20 protein-coding genes are annotated in these 22,191 nt (G+C 58.9%); 15 read left to right on the top strand and 5 right to left on the bottom strand.

Features of this window, described 5'->3' with window-relative positions; genetic code table 11:
* Positions 1-17: 17 nt before the first annotated feature.
* Positions 18-1,202, top strand: a complete 1,185-nt coding sequence (locus WMO45_RS07905) for a cation:proton antiporter (RefSeq protein ID WP_349140090.1) — start codon at positions 18-20, stop codon at positions 1,200-1,202.
* Positions 1,203-1,247: 45 nt separating this feature from the next.
* Here WMO45_RS07905 and metG read toward each other — a convergent pair whose 3' ends face one another.
* The 3 genes from metG to WMO45_RS07890 form a co-directional block, all read right to left on the bottom strand.
* Positions 1,248-3,218 carry a methionine--tRNA ligase gene (gene metG / locus WMO45_RS07900; RefSeq protein ID WP_349140089.1) on the bottom strand — a complete coding sequence of 657 codons (1,971 nt, stop codon included), beginning with the start codon at positions 3,216-3,218 and terminating at the stop codon, positions 1,248-1,250.
* Positions 3,208-4,029, bottom strand: coding sequence for a hypothetical protein (locus WMO45_RS07895; RefSeq protein WP_349140088.1), 822 nt, complete (start codon positions 4,027-4,029; stop codon positions 3,208-3,210). Before WMO45_RS07895 ends, metG begins: the two co-directional genes overlap by 11 nt.
* A 132-nt stretch (positions 4,030-4,161) precedes the next feature.
* Entirely contained in the window at positions 4,162-5,763 is a 1,602-nt protein-coding gene (locus tag WMO45_RS07890) for an ABC-F family ATP-binding cassette domain-containing protein (RefSeq protein ID WP_349140087.1), read from the bottom strand.
* A 162-nt stretch (positions 5,764-5,925) separates the two neighbouring features.
* Here WMO45_RS07890 and WMO45_RS07885 point away from each other — a divergent pair, with 162 nt between their 5' ends.
* From WMO45_RS07885 to WMO45_RS07825, 13 genes are all read left to right on the top strand, one after another.
* Entirely contained in the window at positions 5,926-6,783 is an 858-nt protein-coding gene (locus tag WMO45_RS07885) for a putative RNA methyltransferase (RefSeq protein ID WP_349140086.1), read from the top strand.
* 150 nt (positions 6,784-6,933) lie between these two features.
* Positions 6,934-8,118 carry a DEAD/DEAH box helicase gene (locus WMO45_RS07880; RefSeq protein WP_349140085.1) on the top strand — a complete coding sequence of 395 codons (1,185 nt, stop codon included), beginning with the start codon at positions 6,934-6,936 and terminating at the stop codon, positions 8,116-8,118.
* A gap of 90 nt (positions 8,119-8,208) precedes the next feature.
* Positions 8,209-8,421 (top strand): PspC domain-containing protein, encoded by a 213-nt coding sequence (locus WMO45_RS07875; protein ID WP_349140084.1) that lies wholly within the window; start codon positions 8,209-8,211, stop codon positions 8,419-8,421.
* Between the two features lie 107 nt (positions 8,422-8,528).
* Complete coding sequence (locus tag WMO45_RS07870; protein WP_349140083.1) at positions 8,529-9,440, top strand: DUF2156 domain-containing protein; 912 nt, start codon at positions 8,529-8,531, stop codon at positions 9,438-9,440.
* A gap of 43 nt (positions 9,441-9,483) precedes the next feature.
* Entirely contained in the window at positions 9,484-10,362 is an 879-nt protein-coding gene (locus tag WMO45_RS07865) for a GNAT family N-acetyltransferase (RefSeq protein WP_349140082.1), read from the top strand.
* Between the two features lie 390 nt (positions 10,363-10,752).
* Positions 10,753-11,694 carry an ABC transporter permease gene (locus WMO45_RS07860; RefSeq protein ID WP_349140081.1) on the top strand — a complete coding sequence of 314 codons (942 nt, stop codon included), beginning with the start codon at positions 10,753-10,755 and terminating at the stop codon, positions 11,692-11,694.
* A 3-nt stretch (positions 11,695-11,697) separates the two neighbouring features.
* Positions 11,698-13,005 (top strand): ABC transporter permease subunit, encoded by a 1,308-nt coding sequence (locus tag WMO45_RS07855; protein ID WP_349140080.1) that lies wholly within the window; start codon positions 11,698-11,700, stop codon positions 13,003-13,005.
* Positions 13,006-13,024: 19 nt separating this feature from the next.
* On the top strand, positions 13,025-14,080 hold the full coding sequence (locus WMO45_RS07850) for an ABC transporter ATP-binding protein (RefSeq protein ID WP_349140078.1): 1,056 nt from the start codon (positions 13,025-13,027) through the stop codon (positions 14,078-14,080).
* Entirely contained in the window at positions 14,073-15,107 is a 1,035-nt protein-coding gene (locus tag WMO45_RS07845; RefSeq protein WP_349140076.1) for an ABC transporter ATP-binding protein, read from the top strand. The genes WMO45_RS07850 and WMO45_RS07845 overlap by 8 nt, the downstream gene beginning before the upstream one ends.
* Before the next feature lie 282 nt (positions 15,108-15,389).
* Entirely contained in the window at positions 15,390-17,126 is a 1,737-nt protein-coding gene (locus WMO45_RS07840; RefSeq protein WP_349140074.1) for a peptide ABC transporter substrate-binding protein, read from the top strand.
* Positions 17,127-17,297: 171 nt separating this feature from the next.
* Entirely contained in the window at positions 17,298-18,161 is an 864-nt protein-coding gene (locus WMO45_RS07835) for an ABC transporter substrate-binding protein (protein ID WP_494337558.1), read from the top strand.
* Positions 18,162-18,241: 80 nt separating this feature from the next.
* Positions 18,242-18,961: an amino acid ABC transporter permease gene (locus tag WMO45_RS07830; protein ID WP_349140070.1), complete on the top strand. Its 720-nt coding sequence runs from the start codon at positions 18,242-18,244 to the stop codon at positions 18,959-18,961.
* The gene (locus WMO45_RS07825) at positions 18,948-19,670 is read left to right on the top strand and encodes an amino acid ABC transporter ATP-binding protein (protein WP_349140068.1); all 723 of its coding nucleotides are present in this window, start codon (positions 18,948-18,950) and stop codon (positions 19,668-19,670) included. Before WMO45_RS07830 ends, WMO45_RS07825 begins: the two co-directional genes overlap by 14 nt.
* A gap of 51 nt (positions 19,671-19,721) precedes the next feature.
* Here WMO45_RS07825 and WMO45_RS07820 read toward each other — a convergent pair whose 3' ends face one another.
* Both WMO45_RS07820 and WMO45_RS07815 read right to left on the bottom strand, forming a co-directional pair.
* Positions 19,722-21,371, bottom strand: a complete 1,650-nt coding sequence (locus WMO45_RS07820; protein ID WP_349140066.1) for a DAK2 domain-containing protein — start codon at positions 21,369-21,371, stop codon at positions 19,722-19,724.
* A gap of 35 nt (positions 21,372-21,406) precedes the next feature.
* The gene (locus WMO45_RS07815; RefSeq protein WP_349140064.1) at positions 21,407-21,757 is read right to left on the bottom strand and encodes an Asp23/Gls24 family envelope stress response protein; all 351 of its coding nucleotides are present in this window, start codon (positions 21,755-21,757) and stop codon (positions 21,407-21,409) included.
* Between the two features lie 220 nt (positions 21,758-21,977).
* Here WMO45_RS07815 and WMO45_RS07810 point away from each other — a divergent pair, with 220 nt between their 5' ends.
* Entirely contained in the window at positions 21,978-22,175 is a 198-nt protein-coding gene (locus tag WMO45_RS07810) for a hypothetical protein (RefSeq protein ID WP_349140062.1), read from the top strand.
* The last annotated feature ends 16 nt before the right edge of the window (positions 22,176-22,191 follow it).

The following is a 22,191-nucleotide window of genomic DNA, read 5'->3' as shown; positions in this document are numbered from 1 at the left end:
GAAGGGAAGGAACGATTATGTTAACAAGTATTGGCTATGTGTTGTTGCTGGGACTGGGGCTGGGGGCCCTGGCCAGATTGGTCCGCCTGCCGCCTCTGGTGGGGATGCTGGCAGCAGGGATCCTGTTAGGGCCCTGTGTGCTGAACCTGCTGTCCCCCGAGCTGCTGGACATCTCCGCGGATCTGCGGCAGCTGGCTCTCATCATCATCCTGGCCCGGGCGGGGCTGAGCCTGGAGATCGACGATTTGCGCCGGGCAGGGCGGCCTGCTGTGCTGATGTGTTTTGTGCCTGCCAGCTTCGAGGTCCTGGGCATGGTGGTGCTGGCCCCCAGGCTGCTGGGTGTCAGCGTATTGGATGCGGCCATTATGGGAGCGGTAGTAGGGGCGGTGTCCCCGGCCGTCATCGTGCCCCGGATGCTCCGGCTCATGGAAGAGGGATACGGAGTAAAAAAAGGCATCCCGCAGATGATTTTGGCAGGGGCATCGGTGGACGATGTGTTCGTCATTGTTCTCTTTACATCCTTTACCTCCATGGCCCAGGGCGGCTCCTTCTCCCCCGCCGCCCTGGTGGGGGTGCCGGTGTCCATCGTCCTGGGGGCAGCCTTGGGGCTGGCCGTTGGCTTTTTGCTGGCCCGGTTCTTTGAGACCCTCCACATGCGGGATTCGGTAAAGGTGGTCATTTTGCTGGCCCTGGCCTTTCTGCTGGTGGCGCTGGAGGATGCGGTGGAAGCCTATGTCCCCTTCTCCGGCCTGCTGGCAGTACTGGGCATGGGCCTGGGCCTGCGCCGGTGGCGGCTGCCGGTGGCTCAGCGGCTCACGGCCAAGTTCGGCAAGCTTTGGGTGTGGGCGGAAGTTATGCTGTTTGTGCTGGTAGGGGCCGAGGTGGATCTGGGCTATGCCGCGGCGGCGGGACTGGCTGCTGTGGTTACCGTGCTGGGTGTGCTGTGCTTCCGGGCGCTGGGGGTACTCCTGTGTGTGGCGGGGAGCAAGCTCACCAAAAAGGAGCGGCTCTTCGCTGTGCTGGCCTATCTGCCAAAGGCTACGGTCCAGGCGGCGATCGGCGGCGTGCCGCTGGCCATGGGGCTTGCCTGCGGGCAGGTGGTACTCACCGTGGCGGTCATTGCCATTCTGGTCACTGCTCCCCTTGGGGCGCTGGCCATCGATGCCAGTTACAAAAGACTGCTGGAACGGACCGGGGAATAAAAAGAGAGGCGCTGCAATGCAGCGCCTCTCTTTTTTTGTTTTTACTCAGCACAGGCCGTAACCAGCGGGGACTTTGTCGTCCAGCATGATGAGGTGGAGCTTCTCGGAGCCATCGGGTTCCTCCTTGACAGCCGAGATGAGCATGCCGTTGGACTCCAGACCCATCATCTTCCGGGGGGCCAGGTTGGTGCAGGCTACTACCGTCTTGCCCACCAGCTCCTCGGGCTCGTAATATTCATGGATGCCGGAGAGGATCTGCCGGGGGGTGCCCTCTCCGCAGTCCAGGGTGAAGCGGAGCAGCTTCTTGCTCTTCTTCACCGGCTCACAGGCCAGGATCTTGGCGGTGACGAAGTGGACCTTGTTGAAGTCGTCAATGGTGATATACTCGGGGGCCTTGGGCTCCTCGGGAGCGGGCTCCGCGGCAGCTTTGGCGGCCGCCTCCAGGGCGGCGAGCTCCTCCAGCTCCTTGGCGGCGTCGATGCGGGGGAAGAGATTCTCGCCCTTGTTCACTGCCGCGTCCATGGGCAGCAGACCCCACTGCCCGGCGGAGTCCCAGGTGCGCAGCTCTTCGCCGGCACCGATCTGCCCAAAGATCTTCTCGCAGGTGTCGGGCATAAAGGGGGTGAGCAGCACGGCGGAGATGCGCACGCACTCCAGCAGGTTGTACAGCACCTGGGCCAGGCGAGCCTTCTGGGTCTCGTCCTTGGCCAGCAGCCAGGGCTTGTTCTCGTCGATATACTTGTTGGCCCGGCCGATGAGTTTAAAGACCTCCATCAGGGCGTTTTGGAAGGCATAGTGTTCCATCTGCTCCTCGTAGACGTCCCGCAGACCCTTTGCCAGATGGAGCAGCTCATCATCCAGGGCGGAGTCGGCAGCCTCGGTCACCGGCAGATGAGCGCCAAAGTACTTGCCCACCATGGCGGTGGTGCGGCTGACCAGGTTGCCCAGGTCGTTGGCCAGGTCGGTGTTGATCCGGCCGATGAGTGCCTCGTTGGAGAAGTTGCCGTCGGTGCCGAAGGGGAACTCCCGCAGCAGGAAGTAGCGCAGCGCATCCACGCCATAGCGCTCAGCCAGCAGATAGGGGTCCACCACGTTGCCCTTGGACTTGCTCATCTTGCCGCCGTCCAGCAGCAGCCAGCCGTGGCCGAACACCTTCTTGGGCAGGGGCATGTCCATGCTCATGAGCATGGCGGGCCAGATAATGGAGTGGAAACGGACAATTTCCTTGCCGATAAAGTGGACGTCGGCAGGCCAGTACTTGTCGTAGTCGTTGTGCTTGTCGTTCATAAAGCCCAGGGCGGTGGTATAGTTGAACAGTGCGTCGATCCACACATAGACCACGTGACCCGGATCAAAGTCCACCGGAATGCCCCACTTGAAGCTGGTGCGGGACACACACAGATCCTCCAGGCCGGGCTTGATGAAGTTGTTCACCATCTCGTTGACCCGGCTGCGGGGCTCCAGGAAGTCGGTATCTTCCAGCAGATGCTGGATGCGGTCGGCGTACTTGCTCAGACGGAAGAAGTAGGCCTCCTCCTCAGCATCCTGCACCTCACGGCCGCAGTCGGGGCACTTGCCGTCCTTGAGCTGGCTCTCGGTCCAGAAGGACTCGCAGGGCTTGCAGTACTTGCCCACATACTTGCCCTTGTAGATATCTCCCTTGTCGTACATGGCCTTGAAGATCTTCTGGATAGCAGCGACATGGTAGTCGTCCGTGGTGCGGATGAACCGGTCGTTGGAGATGTTCATCAGCTTCCACAGATCCTTGACCCCCTGAGGACCCTCCACGATGCGGTCCACATATTCCTTGGGGGATACCCCGGCCTCCTTGGCCTTGTCCTCGATCTTCTGGCCGTGCTCATCAGTGCCGGTGAGGAACATGACGTCATAGCCGGTGAGGCGCTTGTAGCGGGCCATGGTGTCGGTAGCCACGGTGCAGTAGGCGTGGCCGATGTGGAGCTTGTCCGAGGGATAGTAGATGGGGGTGGTAATGTAGAATTTCTTGTCAGGATTCATCGGGTATTCCCTCCGTCGTATCGTTTTCGGCCCGGACCGGCGGTTCCGGCCGGCCGGCGTTGTACAGAAGCGCCCAGACGGACGCCAGCAGATAGAGGATCGTAAAGCCGTAGAGCAGCCGGGTGGCCAGATCATGGCTGTCGGCCATGGTCACCAGGGAGAAGTAGATCCCCAGCAGAGAGAACAGGCTGGCCCGGAAGGGCTTGGCCCGCTCAAAGGAGAAGCCGGCGGTGAAATAGAACCCCAGCAGGCTGGCAATGATGGCAAACAGCTCGTATACATAGTCCAGCTGCACCGGGTCTCCGGCCCGCACCTGGTAGGCGGCGATGAGCCACACGCAGCAGGTGTATGCCGGCATGAGCAGCAGGAAGTTATACTTCCCCTGGCCCTGTCCCCGGTAGTTGCCCTGGACCGTGCGCAGCACACACACGCCCGACACCACCGCCAGCACGGCCACCAGCAGGCGGGTATACACCTGGTTTTCCCCCTGAAGGAAACTTACCACTATGGCCACCGCTCCGGCCAGCAGCAGCAGGGCCGCCGCGGTGCCCACTCCGGCGTAGAGGGTGCAGCCCCGGGCGGCAAAGGCCTGGTCATAGCCGGAGAACGCGGGATAATGTCCCCGGCACAGCAGCGCCAGCACCGCGACCATCACCACGGAAAACAGAATGAGAGCCAGGGTAGCGGGTGCTCCGGAGATGGGCAGGCCGGTGTCGGCTTCAAACGCGGTGGCCAGCTCCCAGCGGCGCAGGGCGAAGCCTACCGCGCCCCCCGCGACGGCCGCCGCGGGCAAAACAAATTCTTTTCGCATGATCGGCATCCTTTCCGGATGAAGAATAATACCAATATATGATTATACCACGTACTGGAAGAAAACGCACGGGATTTTTCAGGAAAAAGCAGGGGCGGGCGGCCTTCCGGCCGTCCGCCCCGAGCGGCTCATTCAGTTGGCCCCGGCGGCCTGGCTCTCCAGGTACTCGTCGTAGGTCATCTTCCGGTCGATGAGCTTGCCGTCGGAAGTGAAGTCAAACACCCGGTTGGCCACGGTCTGAACCAGCTGGTGGTCGTGGGAGGCGAAGAGCACGTTGCACTTGACCGCCTCCAGGCCGTTGTTCAGGGCGGCGATGGACTCCAGGTCCAGGTGGTTGGTGGGCTGGTCCAGCAGCAGCACGTTGGCCCCCGAGAGCATCATCCGGGACAGCATGCACCGCACCTTTTCACCGCCGGAGAGGACCTTTACGGGCTTGTAGACCTCGTCGCCTGAGAAGAGCATCCGGCCCAAAAAGCCCCGCAGGTAGGCCTCGTGGGGGTCGCTGGACCACTGGCGCAGCCACTCCACCAGGTTGTCGTCACAGTCCTTGAAGAACTTGGTGTTGTCCTTGGGGAAATAGGAGAAGGTGGCCGTCTGACCCCACTTCACGGTGCCCTCGTCGGGCTCCATCTCCCCGGTGAGGATCTGGAACAGAGCGGTCTGGGCGTTCTCATTGTCGCCCACAAAGGCAATCTTGTCGCCGTGGCCCACGATGAAGCTCACCTTGTCCAGCACCTTCACCCCGTCGATGGTCTTGCTCACGTCGGTGACGAACAGGATGTCCTTGCCTACCTCACGGTCGGGGGAGAAGGCCACCCAGGGATAGCGGCGGGAGGAGGCGGGGATCTCCTCCAGGGTGATCTTTTCCAGCAGCTTGCGCCGGGCGGTGGCCTGCTTGCTCTTGGACTTGTTGGCCGAGAAGCGGGAGATGAACTCCTTGAGTTCCTGAGCCTTCTCCTCGTTCTTCTTGTTCTGATTCTTCATCAGGTTCTGCATCAGCTGGGAGGCATCGTACCAGAAGTCGTAGTTGCCCACGTACATCTTGATCTTGTTGTAGTCGATGTCCACAATGTGGGTGCAGATGGTGTTGAGGAAGTGCCGGTCGTGGCTGACGACGATAACGGTGCCCTCAAAGTCCAGCAGGAAGTCCTCCAGCCAGTTCACCGCGTTGATGTCCAGGTTGTTGGTGGGCTCGTCCATCATCAGGATGTCCGGGTTGCCGAACAGAGCCTGGGCCAGCAGCACCTTCACCTTCAGGCGGGGGTCCAGGGTGGCCATGTCGTTGTAGTGGTACTCGGTGCCAACGCCCAGACCCTGGAGGATCCGGGAGGCGTCGCTCTCGGCCTCCCAGCCGCCCAGCTCGGCAAACTCCTCCTCCAGCTCACAGGCGCGGATGCCGTCTTCCTCGGTCATCTCCTCCTTGGCGTAGAGGGCTTCCTTCTCCTTGCCGATGTCATACAGACGCTGGTTGCCCATGATGACGGTGTCCATTACGTTGTAGGCGTTGTAGGCGTTCTGGTCCTGCTTGAGCACCGACATGCGGGTCTTGGGCAGAATGGACACCTCGCCGGAGGTGGGCTCCAGATCGCCGGAGAGAATCTTCAGAAAGGTGGACTTGCCAGCGCCGTTGGCGCCGATGATGCCATAGCAATTGCCCTTGGTGAACTGCAGGTCCACATGGGAAAAGAGAGGCTGGCCGCTGTAGGCCAGGCCCAGGTCGGAAACTGTGATCATGTCGTACTCCTTCTAGCGGATAATCATTATACGCACGGCATTATATCATAAATCCACCGGCGCGCCTAGAGAAAAATGGACGAGTTGCAGCCCGAAATGTCCGGGGCTTGTTTCCGGAGACGGGGTGCGGTATGATAAAACAAATACACAGGAAAGGACGGGATGAGCATGAGTCTGTTTTGCTGTCCCCTCTGCGCCGCGCCTCTGGAGCGGGGCCAGAGCGCCTACACCTGCCCCAACGGGCACTGCTTTGATATTGCCCGGGAGGGGTATGTCCATCTGCTGCCCGCCAACCGCAAGCATTCCAAAGCGCCCGGCGATGACAAGGGGATGGTGGCGGCCCGCAACCGCTTTCTGGACAAAGGCTACTATGCGCCGCTGCGGCAGGCCCTGTGCCGGCTTGCCCTGGAACGGGTGGGGCCGGGGGCGGCCCTGCTGGACTCGGGCTGCGGCGAGGGATATTACACCGCCGGGCTCTGGGGGGCGCTGGGAGTAGCCGGGCGGGAGCCCCGCCTGGCAGGCATTGATTTGTCCAAGCCCTCGGTACGTCTGGCGGCCCGGCGTATCCCCCACGGGGAGTTCGCTGTGGCCTCGGCCTATCACCTGCCGGTGGCGGACGGGAGCATCGATCTGCTGCTCAACTGCTTTTCTCCCCTGGCGCTGGAGGAGTTTCGGCGGGTGCTGCGCCCCGGCGGATGGTTTTTCTATGTAGTGCCGGCGGCTGACCACCTGTGGCAGCTCAAGCAGGTGCTCTACGACACCCCCTATCCCAACCAGGAGCAGGAGATCCCCTACGAGGGGTTTGTCTATGAGGATGTGGTGCCGGTGGAACACTGGATGGAGGTGCCCGGGGCCGACCTGGCCGACCTGTTCCAGATGACTCCCTATTACTGGAAGACCCCCCGGGAGGGGGCGCAGCGGCTGGCCGGTCTGGACGGGCTGCGGGTAAAGGCGGCGTTTCGTATCCACGTGTTCCGGCGGGAGGGACAGGCTTGCGCATCGGGGCGGGCTATGATATAGTAGTTGCGCAAAACAGGCCGGGTCCGCCCGGCAGTTGGATTTGAGGTCGCGCCCCCGAAGGGAGGAGGGCGTCTGGGTACGAAAGGGAGTTTCGCTGCCTGTGGGGACCTTGAATCAGGCAGATTGAAACGGAAAGGAAGTTTTGTACCCATGGAAATCAACGGCGAGCAGGTCAACGAGATCGTCAACTACGCCGAACTGGGCCTGTCCCCCGCGGTGATGAAGGCCATCGAGAAGAAGGGCTATGTGCGTGCTACTCCGGTGCAGGCCGGGGCCATCCCCTACTTCATGCAGTGGAAGGACGTCATTGCCAAGGCCCCCACCGGTACCGGCAAGACCTTTGCCTTCGGCATCCCCATGGTGGAACATGTGGATCCGCAGAGCAGCGATGTGCAGGCGCTGGTACTGGCTCCCACACGGGAGCTGGCGGTGCAGATCCAGGAGGAACTGCGGGATCTGTGTGAATTTAAAGAAGGGGTGCGCACCGTCTGCCTCTACGGCGGGGCCCCCATCGACAAGCAGATCAACACCCTGAAGAAAAAGCCCCAGATCGTGGTGGCCACCCCCGGGCGGCTGATGGATCATATGAAGCGGCGCACCGTCCGTTTGGACAAGGTGGAGACCGTGGTATTGGATGAGGCCGACCGGATGCTGGACATGGGCTTTGTGCGGGACGTGACCCGTATCCTGGACCAGCTCAAGCACCGGCGCAACCTGGGCATGTTCTCGGCCACCATCAGCCGGGAGGTGATGGACATCTCCTGGGTGTACCAGCGGGACCCGGTGGAGATCACCGTCCGCCCGGTGGAGGAGTCCAAGCCCGACATCACCCAGTACCGCATTGACCTGGACGGGCGCGAGCAGAAGCTGGACACCCTGGTGGCCCTGCTGGAGCACGGCGGATACGAGCGTGCCATTGCCTTTTGCAACACCAAGCTGATGACCGACCGGCTGGCCGGGCTGCTGCAGATGCGGGGCATCTCCTGCCAGGCCATCCACGGCGACATCCAGCAGCGGGTGCGGGAAAAGACCCTGGAGAAATTCAAGCAGGGAGAGCTGCGGGTGCTGGTGGCCACCGATGTGGCTGCCCGGGGACTGGACATCGACGATGTGGATGTGGTGTTTAACTACGACGTGCCCGACGAACTGGAAAACTACACCCACCGCATTGGCCGCACCGGCCGGGCCAAACGCCATGGCGTGGCCTATACCTTTATTGCCACAGTTACCGAGAGCATCCGTATGGACGAGATCATCCGCAATACCCGCGCAGAGGTCCAGCGGCTCAAGTACGACCAGGACGGCTGCCTCATGCTGGTGGAGGACAAGGGCTGAACGATTTTCATCGGATTTTAAGGAAGCTGTAAGGACTTTTTGAGGGGATGTATGGCATACTGTCTCCAGGATCAAAAAGGAGGGACAGCGATGAATGAGATCAAGCGCCTGTACCGTGTGGAGCAGGGGGCCAAGCTGGCGGGAGTCTGCGGCGGCATCGCCGAGTATTTTAATCTGGACCCCAGTGTAGTCCGTCTGCTGTGGGCGGCGGTCACCCTGTTTTCCGTTGGGGTGGGCTTTATCCTATATATCATTGCCGCCTGCATCCTGCCGAAGAAAAGCGATGTATACCCCGGCTATTAAAGAAAAAAAGCGGGCGCCCTCCGGGGCGCCCGCTTTTTTCTTGCCATTTGTGTATGAGCATGATATCATGTCGCCATACTAGGAAATGGTAAGGAGACGAGACCTGCATGATCGATTTTCAAACCCCCGCCCCGGTGGACAAGGCCTGGGTGGACGAGCTGCTTGCCCGGGGCAATTACCGGGGGTGCGATTATAATTTTACCAATCTGTATGTGTGGGAGAAAGCCTACGGCATTGAAATCGGCCGGGTGGGCGATTTCCTGGTGACACACCTGTGTGGCCGAGTGGGGTGCAGTTATATGTACCCCGCAGGCTCGGGGGACATTGCCGGCGTGGTGCGTGCCCTGCAGGAGGATGCCGCCCGTCGGGGGCAGCCCCTGCGTCTGGTATGTCTGACCCGGCCTCAGATGGCGGAACTGGAGGAATTTTTCCCAGGGGAATTTGATTACTTTCCTGACCGGGACGGTTTTGATTATCTCTACGAGATCGACCGGCTGGCCGATCTGGGAGGGAAAAAGCTCCATGCCAAGCGCAATCATATTAACCGCTTCATTGAGAACAACCCCACCTGGGTCTATGAGCCCATCACCCGGGAAAGCCTGCCGGAGTGTCTGGAAATGGACCGGGAGTGGTATCGCCGTTCCCTCCAGCGAGAGGGAGATGCCGAGGAGCGGGACCTGGGAGACGAGGGAATCGCCCTGCGCACGGCGATGGAGCACTATGACCAGCTGGGGCTGGAGGGCGGCCTCATCCGGGTATACGGCGAGGTGGTGGCCTTTACCATGGGGGACCGGCTCTCCCGTGATACCTATGATGTGCACTTTGAAAAAGCCTATGGTGAGCTGCAGGGCGCTTACGCCATGATTAACCGGGAGTTTGCCCGCTGGGTCCGCGCCCACCATCCCGAGGTCCGCTACCTCAACCGGGAGGACGACATGGGAGTGGAGGGGCTGCGCAAGGCGAAGCTATCCTATTATCCTGATGCTATGGTGGAAAAATTTACGGCGGTCATGAAATAAGCTGCCCATCCAAGCGCACGTAAAGAAAAGGAGGTACAGACCGATGGTAGAGATCCGCCCATCCCGTCCGGAGGAGATCCCGGCCCAAAAACGCCTGTGGAAGCTGGCTTTTGGTGACGAGGAGAAATATATCGACTGGTTCTACCGCTGCTGCGGTCAGCCGGAGAATATGCTCCTGCTGCTGGAGGAGGGACAGCTTGCCTCCATGCTGGCGTTGCTGCCTCAGGAGGTAGTGCTGCCCGGAGGCGAGGCCGCACAGGCCGGATACATCTATGCTTTGGCCACTGATCCGGCCTTCCGCAGCCATGGGTTTGGCCGGCAGCTGCTGCACTACGCTGATTTTCATCTGCGGGCACGGGGAGCGGACTGCGTTACCACCGTGCCGGCCCAGCCAAGCCTGTTCAAATTTTTTGCCACAGTGGGCTTTACCTCCGGCTTCTCCATGCGGGAGACCGAACTGCTGCGGGATGGATGCCCCCCTGCCGCACCGGGAGACCAGGTACGGCCGGTGGAGGCGGAGGAGTACAACGCCATACGGGAGCGGCTGCTGGAGGGGGTGCCCCACATCCGCTATGGAGAGGAGCTCATCCGCTATCAGCAGGGGCTGGGACGGTTGAGCGGCGGCGGTCTCTACCGGGTGGAAGCCGGCGGTGCGGTAGGCTGTGCCGCGGCGGAGTATGTGGATGAGGAAAGCCTCCTGTTCAAAGAACTGCTCCTTCCGCCTGAGCAGATGAGTGCGGGCCTTGCTGCACTGGCCTGCGCGCTGCCTGCCGTCCGTTGCCATGTACGTACTCCTGCAGCCTGGGAGGGACTAAAGGGCAGCTATCTGCAGCCGTTTGCCATGATAAAATGGTACCGTCCCGAATTTCAGCAGCTATGGCAGCAGAATCTTCATGGCTATATGGGGCTTGGTTTTGACTGAATGGCTGGCCCACTCCGTCTGGAGTGGGCCGGCATTTTTGCAACTCGGCGACTCAAAAATTTCAAACGGAAAACGAAAAAATTTTAACTGACCATGAATATTATGCAATATGTTGCGAATATATGTAAAAATACTTTAATACACTAGCAGAAAAAAGTAACAAAAAGGGAGGGAAACAGGGAAAATAAGCAACTAAATCCGAAATATTGAACGGACAAAGCAGTGGAAAAATGTCCTTATATGAAAGACAAGTGCAAGGACGACACAGAATTCCATCAAATTCACACCCCTTCACTCTTGACGCAAAGCGGCTTTTACGGTAAAATAAAAAAACGTTTAAGATGGGACAAATGCATTGAACGAACAGAGATTGGTATAGGAAGTGAAAAAATGGCAAAATATACCTTGAAAAGAGTGCTCATGGCGGTACTGACGCTATTTGTGGTCGCCTGCATCACTTTTTTCCTCATGCACGCCATTCCGGGCAACCCGTGGCTGTCTGAAAAGACTCCTTCTCAGGCTACCATTGATGCTCTGAATGAAAAGTATGGCCTGGATCAGCCGCTGGTGGTACAGTTGGGCAAGTATCTGGGCAATCTGCTCCAGGGTGACCTGGGTGTGTCTATCAAGATGCAGAAGAACCGTCCGGTGCTGGATATCATTACCGAGATGTTCCCTGTCTCCGCCAAGGTGGGCATCATTGCCATCGTCTGGGCTGTGCTGGTAGGTGTCCCGTTGGGATGTCTGGCTGCCTATAAGCGAGGAACCTGGGTGGACAGCTTGTTGCGGGTTATCTGCACCATTGGTATTTCCATGCCGGGATTCGTGGTGGCAACCATATTGTTGCATACCTTGACCGGCGGCATTGAAGGGATCAAGATATTCCCGACGATGTTTGACGGCACATGGAAGAGCTATATTTTGCCCTGTGCTTCCCTGGGATTCTATCCGATGTGTTATTTGTCCCGCCAGACTCGTACAGCCATGTTGGACTCCATCAATCAGGAGTACATCAAGACGGCTCGCGCCAAGGGCCTGAAGAATAAGAAGATTATCTTCAAGCACGCCCTGCGCAATGCATTGATTCCCGTCATCACCTATCTGGGTCCCCAGATCGCCTTTACTCTGTGCGGCGGCTTTGTGGTGGAGAAGGTCTTCTCTATCCCCGGCCTGGGCCGCTACTTTGTGCAGTCCATCCAGAACCGCGACTACCCGCTGATTATGGGTACCACGATTTTCCTGGCGGCGTTCATCATCATTATGAACCTCCTGGTGGACCTGGCCTATAAGCTGGTCGATCCGCGCATCAATCTGTCGAAGGGAGGAAACTGACCGATGGCCGAAAAGAAAATGAAGCGTACCTTCGGCTCTCTCCAGCCTCAGATTGACGACATTCTGGATTGGAACAATTTGCCCGAAAACGCATTTGACCCCGCCACCAGTCAGGAGCGGGAGAACTTTATCCAGGATCGCAAGAGCGTTTCCTACTGGAAAGATGCCTGGCGGCGTCTGCGCAAGAACAAAGTGGCCATGGTGGCCATGTTCATCATCATCCTCATTGCGATATTTGCCTTTGTGGGCCCCCTGGTGGTGCCCTATGGCTATGACCAGCAGATCCGTGGTGCAGAGAATCTGGACCCCTGGCATTATTCTCTGGAGGATCAGGAGAAGCTGGCCGAGGCGCAGATGACGCCTGATGAAGCAGTGGAGCAGGCCCGGGCCGAGGCGGAGGCCAATGGCGAGACCCTCTCCCGCGTGGAAGAAGCCAAGATCCGCGCCGCAGCCAAGGCCAACAGCGGAAACAGCGATGTGGACAGCCTGCGCAAGGAACTGGGTATCCACGCCAAGCTGGGCGGCTATTCCAATGCTGAGCTGCAGGCCAAGGCCAACGGGGAGGACGTGTTCCCCCATCTGTTTGGCACGGATAAATTTGGCCGTGACATCATGGTGCGTACCATGATGGGCGCCCGCGTGTCCATGATCGTGGGCGTGTGCGCGGCGGTTCTGGTGCTTATTATCGGTGCCCTGTACGGCTCCATCTCCGGCTATTTTGGCGGCAAGGTGGACGCGGTTATGCAGCGTATTGTGGAATTGATCTACTCCATTCCCGAGGTGCTGGTCATCCTGTTGCTGTCGGCTACCCTGAAGGAAGGGCTGTCTGAATTCCAGAACTCAGGTGACGGGATACTGCAGAACCTGGTGACCATTCTTGGCCCGAACCTGATCTCTATGTTTATCGCGTTCGGCCTGCTGTACTGGGTTACCATGTCCCGTATCATCCGCGGCCAGATCCTTCAGCTCAAGCAGCAGGAATATGTCACCGCAGCCCGGGCGCTGGGCGCCAAGGGCGGGCGTATTATCAAGCGCCACCTGCTGCCCAACTGCGTGGGTCAGATCGTGACCACTACGTTCCTGCAGATTCCCTCCGCCATCTTCCTGGAGTCCTTCCTGTCCTTCCTGGGCGTGGGCGTGTCCGCGCCTCTGACCAGCCTGGGCTCCATGTGTTCGGATGCACTGGGCGGCCTGAGCACTTACCCCTACCGTTTGTTTATCCCGGCCATCATCCTGAGTGTGATGATCCTGTCCCTGAACCTGTTCGGCGACGGTCTGCGCGACGCGCTGGATCCGCGCCTGAAGAAATAAGAAAGGAGGAGACACTACAATGGAAGAAAACCAGAAAAGCGGCAAGCTGCTGGAAGTCAAGGATCTGCATGTCTCCTTCTTCACCCCCGCTGGCGAAGTCAAGGCAGTGGGCGGCATCAGCTATGATTTGAACTACGGCGAGGTCATGGGTATCGTGGGTGAGTCCGGCTCGGGCAAGAGCGTGGAGGCCTACTCCATCATTGGACTGCTCCAGTCTCCCGGTAAGGTCATCGGCGGCTCCATTACCTTTGAGGGGGAGGACGTGCTGGCCAAGTCCAAGGAAGAGATGATTGACTTCCGAGGCAACAAGGTGGCCATGATTTTCCAGAACCCCATGACCTGTCTGAACCCTGTATACACCATTGGCAACCAGCTCATTGAGGCATTGAAGGCTCACGACAAGAAGGTTAGCAAGGAAGAGGCTGCCAAGCGGGCCATGGAAATGCTGGAGATGGTGGGCATCAACAACGTGGCCAAGCGGATGAAGCAGTATCCGCATGAGCTCTCCGGCGGTATGCGCCAGCGTGTCATGATCGCCATGGGCCTGATCTGTCATCCCCAGCTGCTCATTGCCGACGAACCGACCACGGCTCTGGATGTGACCATTCAGGCCCAGATCCTGGAGCTGATGAAGGATCTGCAGAAGAAGACCCAGATGGGTATTATCTTCATTACTCATAACCTGGGTGTCGTGGCTGAGATCTGCGATAAAGTCAGCGTCATGTATGCCGGCAAGATGGTAGAGCAGGGGCCTGTGGACGACATCTTCTATAAGCCTGGTCATCCCTATACCATAGGCCTGCTGCGCTCCATGCCCCGTGTGGACGCGGAGAGCTATGAGCGGCTGATCCCCATTGAGGGTACTCCCGTAGATATGCTCAATCCCCCCGAAGGCTGCCCCTTCGCACCCCGGTGCGAACACGCCATGAAGATCTGCCTGCAGAAGATGCCCCCCTATGTGGAGCTGGGTGAGGGCCATCGCTCGGCCTGCTGGCTGCGGGTGCAGGAGCAGATGCAGCAGCAGAAAAATGGTCCCAAGCTGGAGAAGGAACAGGAGGTGAGCGACCATGAGTGAGAAGAATGATATCCTCGTTCAGGTCGACCACCTGAAGAAGTATTTCCCGGTCAAAGGTGTCAAGGGGCCCGGTGTTCAGGCGGTAGAGGATGTGTCCCTGTTCATTAAGCGGGGCGAGACTCTGGGCCTGGTGGGTGAGTCTGGCTGCGGCAAGACCACTCTGGGCCGTACGATCCTGCAGCTGCACGCCCCCACTTCCGGCAAGATTGTCTATGACGGCAAGCCTATTTTTGAGGGAAAAGATCCCTGGCAGCGGGAGGCCGGCGGCCAGATGGTCCGGGTGAAAGTTCCCCGCCCCAAGGCAGTGGATATGCTACCCTATCGCCGGAAAATGCAGATCATTTTCCAGGACCCCTCTGCCTCTCTGGACCCCCGTATGACGGTGGGCGAGATCATTGGCGAGGCGCTGGATATCCATAAGCTCTGCCCCAACAAGAAGGACCGCACCGACCGTATCAAGGAACTTTTGAGCATGGTGGGTCTGAATACCGAGCATGCCAACCGCTATCCCCACGAGTTCTCTGGCGGTCAGCAGCAGCGCGTGGGTATCGCCCGCGCCCTGGCGGTACGGCCTGAATTCATCGTCTGTGACGAGCCCATCTCTGCACTGGACGTATCCATCCAGTCTCAGGTGGTTAATATGCTGGAGGATATGCAGCAGGAGCTGGGATTGACGTATCTCTTCATTGCCCACGACCTGTCCGTGGTGCGTCACATCTCCAACCGCATCGGCGTGATGTATCTGGGTTCCCTGGTGGAGCTGGCCGAGAGCTATGAGCTGAATAAGAATCCCATCCATCCCTATACCAAGACACTGCTCTCTGCCGTACCAGTGCCCGATCCGGAGGTAAGCCGTTCCCGCCAGCGGATTGTATTGGAAGGCGATATCCCCTCCCCCATGAATCCGCCTACGGGCTGCCGGTTCCATACCCGGTGTCCCTATGCCACTGACAAGTGTAAAGAAGCTGCACCCGAGTTCAAGGAGCATGCGCCCGGCCACTGGGCTGCCTGCCACCTGCTGGGTTGAGTCAAAGACGACTCCCGACCTTTCTCAAGGAAAGGCCGGGAGTTGTTGTAAGCAAGACTATGCCTAAAAATGACCGCCACAGACGGACGTTTTTCTTTTGTTCAATTTTATGTAATAAATTCTCAATAATTACTTTACACTGCGATAGCACATATGGTATAATGCTTCTATTCAATAAAGTGATGACAGGGAAAAGGGAACGACTCCTTTTCCTAGTCCCACGGTTGTGTGTATCACGCCCAACGGCGTAGCGATACAAAAAACAAAAATGGAGGTCCAATCATGAAAAAGACGAAGCTTTTGTCTCTGCTTCTGTCCGGGGCCCTCGTGTTCGGCCTGGCGGCCGGCTGCAGCAGCACGCAGCCCACTGGCGAAACCACTCCGGCTGACACCACCGAGAGCACTGCTCCCACTGAGAGTTCTACCGGCGCGTTTGAGATGACGGTGAACATTGCTTCCGAGCCCCAGTCCATTGACCCCGCTCTGAACAGCGCAGTGGACGGCGCCATCATGCTCAGCCATATGTTTGAAGGTCTGATGCGCTGGTCCGACTCCGGCACCGAGACCACTGGTTCTGACGGTACCTGCAACAACGCCAGCCTGGACTACGGCCAGGCTGAGAGCTATGAGAAGACCACCAACGATGACGGCACTGTGACCTACACCTTCACCCTGCGTGACGATGCTAAGTGGTCCGACGGCCAGCCTGTCACCGCTCAGGACTTCGTGTACTCCTGGCAGCGCCTGGTGAATCCCAGCACCGCCGCTGACTACAACTACATGATCGACTGCGTGGTCAACGCCAACGAGATCATGGCCGGCGAGAAGGATCCCTCCGAGCTGGGTGTTTCCGCTCCCGACGACAAGACCTTCGTGGTCACCATCACCTCTGATCTGCCCTACTTCACCGAGATCTGCGCCTTCCCCGCCACCTTCCCCGTGCGGCAGGACATCATCGAGCAGTACGGCGATCAGTGGACCTTTACCGACGGCGCTTACATCTCCAACGGCGCCTACAAGCTGGACAGCTGGGAGCACAACTCTCAGATCGTGATGGTTCCCAACGAGAACTACTACGGTGTGGCTGATCTGGGTCCCGACAAGATCACCTTCAAGCTGATGGACGACAACAACGCTATGCTGTCCGGCTTCAACTCCGGCGAGCTGGACTTCATCGAGTCCATGCCCACCGATGAGATTGCCACCCTGCTGTCCAACGGCGATCTGAAGATCGTGGACTACATCGGCACCTACTATGTCTGCTTCCAGACTCAGAAGGCTCCCTTTGATGATCCCAAGGTCCGCGAGGCCTTTACTCTGGCCGTTGATCGTACCTACATCGTGGAGAACGTGACCCAGACCGGTCAGGTCGAGGCTGGCGGCTTCGTGCCCGCTGGCGTGTATGACGCTGAGGGCGCCACCGGTGACGACTTCCGCACCGTGGGCGGCGACTACTATGCTCCTACCGATGCTGACTACGAGGCCAACTGCGAGCGTGCCCGTGAGCTGCTGGCCGAGGCCGGCTACCCCAACGGCGAGGGCTTCCCCGTTGTTGAGTATCTGTACAACACCGACGATGCTCACAAGGCTGTTGCCGAGGCTCTGCAGAACATGTGGCAGACCGAGCTGGGCGTGACCGTTACCCTGAACAACCAGGAGTGGGCTACCTTCCTGCAGACCCGTAAGGATGGCGATTACTCCATCGCCCGTAACGGCTGGATTGCCGACTACAACGATCCCATGTCCTTCCTGGATATGTGGCTCACCGGCGGCGGCAACAACGACGCTCAGTACGCCAACCCCGAGTATGATGCTCTGATCAACCAGGCCAAGGCTGAGACCGATCCTGCTGCCCGTATGGATCTGATGCATCAGGCTGAGGATATGATCATTGGTCAGGACTATGCTCTGTGCCCCCTGTACTTCTACACCCAGAAGTACATGCTGGCGGACGATATTCAGGGCATGTACTACACGCCTCTGGGCTACTTCTTCTTCGATCACTGCACCCAGGGCTAATTCCCCAATCGCCAAAAGGGCGGAGCCAAGCGGCTCCGCCCTTTTCTTTTTTGGCTGTTTTGACGAGTGAATAAATATTGACTTATTATGAATATGCTGTATAATAACACTATCAAAATCAAGGTGTCTAAGCGAGACACAGTGAATGGGAGAGAATGAGTTATGAAGCATATGAAGAAGATCGCGGCCCTTGGCCTGACAGCCGTTATGTCCCTGTCCCTGCTGAGCGCCTGCTCCTCTGGTACTGATTCCACGGGCACTGCAGACAGCCCCGCGCCGGCAGATGAGAGCACCGCCCCCGCGGGCGAGAGCACGGCTCCCGCAGGAGAGGAGGCCGCCTCCTTTACTACTGTCGAGGATGGAAAGCTGACTATGGCGACCAATGCCCAGTTCCCACCCTATGAGCTGGTTTCCGACGGCGAGGGCTATGAGGGTACCGGCTTTGAGGGCATCGATGTGGAGCTGGCCTACGCCCTGGCTCAGAAGCTGGGCCTGGAGCTGCAGATCGATGATATGGACTTTGACGGTGCTCTGGTGGCTGTGCAGAACGGCAAGTGCGACGTGGTCCTGGCTGGTCTGACCTACAATGAGGAGCGCGACCTGGTGATGGACTTCACCGATACCTATGCCAACGGCGTGCAGGTGGTCATCGTGCCTGAGGACTCCGATATCACCACTCTGGATGACCTGGCCGGTAAGAAGATCGGCACCCAGCGGGGCACCACGGGTTACATCTACACCAGCGATGAGTTCGGTGATGACGCGGTGAGCGCCTATGACGACGGCGCCACGGCGGTTCAGGCCCTAATGAACGGTCAGGTGGACTGCGTGGTTATCGACAACGCCCCCGCTCAGGAGTATGTGAAGGCCAATGAAGGACTGAAGATCCTGGATACCGAGTATGCCAACGAGGACTACTGCATTGCCGTGGACGAGGGTAACACCGCCCTGCTGGACGCGCTGAACACTGCACTGGATGAGCTGCAGGCCGACGGCACCGTGCAGGCGATCCTGGATAAGTACATCCAGGAGTAAGAATTTCAGATCGATATGCCGAAAGGGCGGCTTGCGGGCCGCCCTTTCTGTCACGGAAAGAAAGGAGAGTGTGAGCGCATATGGGGAGCTTCTGGAATGACCTCTCGCTCCAGTTTTACAATGCTTTTTTGTATAAAGATCGCTGGACACAGTATTTGGAGGGCCTGGGCCGCACCCTGCAGGTAACGGTAATGGCGCTGATCCTTGGTGTGATTCTGGGAGTAACGGTGGCAGTGCTGCGCAGCGCTCACGACCAGCAGCGGATCGGCCGGCACAATCCGGTACTGGGTGTCATCAACGCTGTGTGCCTGGTCTATACCACCGTCATCCGCGGCACTCCCATGATGGTGCAGCTGCTCATTATGGGCAGCGTCATCTTTGCCAGCAGCCGGAATTTTACTATGGTAGGTGCGCTGACCCTGGGTATCAACTCGGGTGCCTACGTAGCGGAGATTGTGCGCAGCGGTCTGATGAGCGTGGATCCCGGCCAGATGGAGGCCGGGCGCAGCCTGGGGCTGGGATACGCCACCACCATGCGGGATATTGTCATTCCACAGGCGCTGAAGAACATCCTGCCCGCCCTGGGCAACGAATTTATTACGCTGCTGAAGGATACTTCCCTCATCACCGTGATCGCGGGCAAGGAACTGCTCTACGCTGCCCAGGCCATCTATGCCAAGACTTATGCGCCCATGGTTCCCCTGCTCATTACTGCTGCCATGTATCTGGTCGTGGTGCTGCTCTTTACTTGGCTGCTGGGGATGCTGGAAAGGAGGATGCGTCAAAGTGATAAGCGTTAAACACCTGAGTAAGGCGTTTGGAAAACATCTGGTGCTGGACGACATCAGCGAAACGATCCACGAGGGGGAAAAGGTGGTCATCATCGGCCCCTCCGGCTCGGGCAAGTCCACCTTCCTGCGCTGCTTGAACCTGTTGGAGACGCCCACAAAAGGCACCATTACGTTTGATGGGACCGATATTACCGACCCAAAGACCAATATCGATGCGGTCCGCCGCCAGATGGGGATGGTGTTCCAGCACTTCAACCTCTTCCCCAACATGACTATTCGGAAAAACATCACTCTGGCTCCGGTGCGCACCGGGCTCATGAGCCAGGCTGAGGCCGATGAGACCGCCCTAAAGCTGCTGGACCGGGTGGGGCTGCGGGATCGGGCCGATGCCTATCCCGCTCAGCTCTCCGGCGGACAGAAGCAGCGCATCGCCATTGTTCGCGCTCTGGCCATGAAGCCGAAGGTGATGCTCTTTGACGAGCCTACTTCTGCTTTGGACCCGGAGATGGTGGGCGAGGTGCTGGAGGTCATGAAGCAGCTGGCCGACGAGGGCATGACCATGGTGGTTGTCACGCACGAGATGGGGTTTGCCCGGGAAGTGGGCACCCGAGTGCTGTTCATGGACGGGGGCCACATTTTGGAGCAGAACGAGCCCCACGCCTTTTTTGCCAATCCAAAGGAAGAACGCACCAGGGAATTTCTCTCCAAGGTACTCTAAACAACGAAAAAGAGCCCGCCCGGCATTGCCGGACGGGCTCTTTTCTTTCTTTTATTCCGCAGAGATCATATAGTAGTAGACAGGCTGGCCGCCAGAGAGCAGGGTGATCTCCGCATTGGGACAGTGCTCGGTAAAGAGCTTGAGGGCCTTCTGGGCGTCCTTCTCGGAAACATCCTCTCCATAGAAGATGTTGATAAATTCCGCATTCTGCTGAGCGTCGGCTTCCGCCAGGCGGAGCAGCAGCTTTTCCAGCTTGCGGTCGGTGCCGAAGAGCTGGTGTTCCGACAGGGCCAAATAGTCGCCCCGCTTGATGGCAAAGCCGCCGAAATCGGAATCACGGGCGGCATAGGTCACCTCGGAGGTGTGTACCCGGCCGATGGCCTCGGTCATGGCGGCGGTGTTGTCCGCCTCGGATGCCTCGGGGTCCATGACCATCAGGGCAGAAATACCTTGGGGCACCGTCTTGGTGGGCAGGACTACGACCTTCTTCCCCTCAGCCAGGGGAATACACTGCTCGGCGGCCATGATGATGTTCTTGTTGTTGGGCAGCACGTAGACAATCTCCGCCGGGGTGCGGTCGATCTCTCGCAGGATGTCGTCGGTAGAGGGGTTCATGGTCTGACCGCCGCTGATGACACCGTCGGCCCCCAGATCCCGGAACACCGCAGCCAACCCTTCGCCTGCCGCCACGGCCACCACGCCGTAGGTCTTTTCCGGAGGAACTACCTTGCGCTCCTGGGGGTGGGCCTCGCCGGCCTCTTCCAGGATCTCGGTGTGCTGGTTGCGCATGTTCTCAATCTTCACCGTCTGGAGCGCGCCGTAGGTCAGCGCCTCCTCCAACACCCGGCCGGGATGGTTGGTGTGGACGTGGACCTTAATGATGTCGTCGTCGTCCACCAGCACCAGACTGTCGCCCAGGGCGTTCAGGAAACCGCGCAGAGCCTCCGGGTCCTTCTTGGTGTCCCGGGAGCAGATGAACTCCGTGCAGTAGCCAAATTTGATCTCTTCCGTGGAGAAGGCACCGAACTCCGCTTTCTCTTTGGGAGCGGCAGTCCCCTCCTCTTCTGCGCCCTCGGGCAGAGCCTCACCACGCAGGGAATCCAGCATGCCCTGCAGGATAATGAGGAAACCCTTGCCGCCGGCATCCACCACGCCGGCCTTCTTGAGCACCGGGTTCATCTCAATGGTGTGCTCCAGAGCCACATGGCCCTCCTTGATGGCGGCCTCCAGCACGGCCTCGGGATCGTCGGGATGCTCCCGGGCGGCGGAAGCGGCCCGGGCGGCAGCCAGGCGGGAAACGGTGAGGATGGTGCCCTCAGCGGGCTTCATAACCGCCTTGTAGGCGGCCGCCACGCCGAAATCCAGGGCGATGGCCAGGTCCCGGCCGTCAATGGTGTCCTTATCCTTGACTGCCTTGGCAAAGCCGCGGAACAGCAGGGACAGGATGACGCCCGAGTTGCCGCGGGCGCCCCGCAGCAGGGCGGAGGCGTTGACGGAGGCGGCCTCCCCCACCGTCTTGGGCTGCTTTTTGCGCAGCTCGGCGGCGGCGGTACCGATGGTAAGGCTCATATTGGTGCCGGTATCGCCGTCCGGCACGGGGAAAACGTTCAGCTCGTTGATCTGCTGTTTCTGTAGATTGATAGAGGCGGACGCGTGGACAATGGCCTGAGCGAACGACACTCCGTCAATGCTCTGTCTCATGTTTGTGTTCCTTCCTTTCGATGGGCGGGCCCGATTCAGCCGATGACCATGGAGTCAATGCACACATCCACGTTGCGCACCTCGGCGCCGGTGGTGCGGTGCACGATATAGCGGACCTCGCTCATGATGGAGCGGCTGACCGCCATCAGGTTTACGCCGTTGTCCACAATGATATGCAGCTCAATGGAGACGGAGGAGTCCTCATTGTAGGTGATCTTAACACCCTTCCCCATGGATTCCCGACGCAGCAGATGCACCAGACCGTCCGTCTTGGAGCGCACGGCCATGCCCTTCACGCCGTAGCAGTTGGTGGCGGCGGCGCCGGTGATGTTGGTAAACACCTCGCTGCTGATGGTGATCTCGCCCTGTTCCGTTTGAAGTTTCATTGACGTATCCCTTCCTTTCCCGGGAGAATACAAGCGGACAACCCGCCTGAGCGGGGGTAATGAATCGTCTTATTCATTACCTATTGTATTCTATTTTAGGCCAAATTACAAGGGAAAAAAGTTGCAAGAAAGTGGGATGGGACACTTGTATTTTGACCTGGAAACGTGTACACTGAGACCATCCAGCGAATTGGAGTTTGAAAAAGGAGGCTGTCCGCGTATGAAAAAGTTCTTCTGCGCCCTGGTGAAGCTTGTCACCGTACTGGCACTGCTGGGGGCGCTGCTCTATGCCGCCGTCACCTATTGGGACAAAATTATGGAGTTCGTGGCCAAGGTGCGGAGCCTGCTGCCCTGCCGGGACGGCGGGTGTGTCTGCGCGCCGGCGGAGAGCGACGACTATGCCGATTGGGAGATGTAAGCTCCTGGAAAACGGG

Source organism: Flavonifractor hominis, assembly GCF_040095835.1.
In the GTDB taxonomy this organism is placed as follows: domain Bacteria; phylum Bacillota; class Clostridia; order Oscillospirales; family Oscillospiraceae; genus Flavonifractor; species Flavonifractor hominis.
The sequence above is the reverse complement of the archived record's forward strand: the minus strand, read 5'-3'. Positions and strand labels throughout refer to the sequence as shown.

Excerpts from the sequence above, each read along its gene's own strand:
- WMO45_RS07810 (WP_349140062.1), top strand. The coding sequence starts at position 21,978 with ATGAAAAAGTTCTTCTGCGCCCTGGTGAAGCTTGTCACCGTACTGGCA.
- WMO45_RS07840 (WP_349140074.1), top strand. The coding sequence starts at position 15,390 with ATGAAAAAGACGAAGCTTTTGTCTCTGCTTCTGTCCGGGGCCCTCGTG.
- WMO45_RS07820 (WP_349140066.1), bottom strand. The coding sequence starts at position 21,371 with ATGAGACAGAGCATTGACGGAGTGTCGTTCGCTCAGGCCATTGTCCAC.
- WMO45_RS07895 (WP_349140088.1), bottom strand. The coding sequence starts at position 4,029 with ATGCGAAAAGAATTTGTTTTGCCCGCGGCGGCCGTCGCGGGGGGCGCG.
- WMO45_RS07905 (WP_349140090.1), top strand. The coding sequence starts at position 18 with ATGTTAACAAGTATTGGCTATGTGTTGTTGCTGGGACTGGGGCTGGGG.
- WMO45_RS07875 (WP_349140084.1), top strand. The coding sequence starts at position 8,209 with ATGAATGAGATCAAGCGCCTGTACCGTGTGGAGCAGGGGGCCAAGCTG.
- WMO45_RS07865 (WP_349140082.1), top strand. The coding sequence starts at position 9,484 with ATGGTAGAGATCCGCCCATCCCGTCCGGAGGAGATCCCGGCCCAAAAA.
- WMO45_RS07855 (WP_349140080.1), top strand. The coding sequence starts at position 11,698 with ATGGCCGAAAAGAAAATGAAGCGTACCTTCGGCTCTCTCCAGCCTCAG.
- WMO45_RS07830 (WP_349140070.1), top strand. The coding sequence starts at position 18,242 with ATGGGGAGCTTCTGGAATGACCTCTCGCTCCAGTTTTACAATGCTTTT.
- WMO45_RS07835 (WP_494337558.1), top strand. The coding sequence starts at position 17,298 with ATGAAGAAGATCGCGGCCCTTGGCCTGACAGCCGTTATGTCCCTGTCC.
- WMO45_RS07880 (WP_349140085.1), top strand. The coding sequence starts at position 6,934 with ATGGAAATCAACGGCGAGCAGGTCAACGAGATCGTCAACTACGCCGAA.
- WMO45_RS07850 (WP_349140078.1), top strand. The coding sequence starts at position 13,025 with ATGGAAGAAAACCAGAAAAGCGGCAAGCTGCTGGAAGTCAAGGATCTG.
- WMO45_RS07890 (WP_349140087.1), bottom strand. The coding sequence starts at position 5,763 with ATGATCACAGTTTCCGACCTGGGCCTGGCCTACAGCGGCCAGCCTCTC.
- WMO45_RS07870 (WP_349140083.1), top strand. The coding sequence starts at position 8,529 with ATGATCGATTTTCAAACCCCCGCCCCGGTGGACAAGGCCTGGGTGGAC.
- WMO45_RS07815 (WP_349140064.1), bottom strand. The coding sequence starts at position 21,757 with ATGAAACTTCAAACGGAACAGGGCGAGATCACCATCAGCAGCGAGGTG.
- WMO45_RS07860 (WP_349140081.1), top strand. The coding sequence starts at position 10,753 with ATGGCAAAATATACCTTGAAAAGAGTGCTCATGGCGGTACTGACGCTA.
- WMO45_RS07845 (WP_349140076.1), top strand. The coding sequence starts at position 14,073 with ATGAGTGAGAAGAATGATATCCTCGTTCAGGTCGACCACCTGAAGAAG.
- WMO45_RS07885 (WP_349140086.1), top strand. The coding sequence starts at position 5,926 with ATGAGCATGAGTCTGTTTTGCTGTCCCCTCTGCGCCGCGCCTCTGGAG.
- metG (WP_349140089.1), bottom strand. The coding sequence starts at position 3,218 with ATGAATCCTGACAAGAAATTCTACATTACCACCCCCATCTACTATCCC.